Genomic DNA, 292 nt, shown 5'->3' on the forward strand with positions numbered 1-292 from the left:
GACATAGTGGCATCAAAGGAGAGCGCCCCCAGTTTCCCTAACGAGGTCCCGAACCCTACCACGGAAGATAAATAATCACTGCCCCCCCATTCCCCCCCCCATAGAGGGTGATATTATGGGGTAACCCGTAACTGAATGTGCCTAACGCAAACTTTGATTTCTCTGAGCCTGAGGCATTATATTGCCCTGCCGAGATTTCATATTTAAACGCCCCCCTCTCTTTCCATAATGGGTAAACTGCTGCTGGCGATCAATTGCTTGCGTACAGAACCATCTGCTTCTTGGATAAAAA

The 292-nt window shown here is 48.6% G+C and carries 1 protein-coding gene; it reads right to left on the reverse strand.

The window, feature by feature from the left end; all coding sequences use genetic code 11:
- Positions 1-55: 55 nt before the first annotated feature.
- On the reverse strand, positions 56-196 hold the full coding sequence (locus BHE89_RS24585; RefSeq protein ID WP_286145797.1) for a hypothetical protein: 141 nt from the start codon (positions 194-196) through the stop codon (positions 56-58).
- Between the last annotated feature and the right edge of the window lie 96 nt (positions 197-292).

It is taken from the genome of Shigella sp. FC1967 (genome assembly GCF_001743005.1).
Taxonomy (GTDB): Bacteria; Pseudomonadota; Gammaproteobacteria; order Enterobacterales; family Enterobacteriaceae; genus Proteus.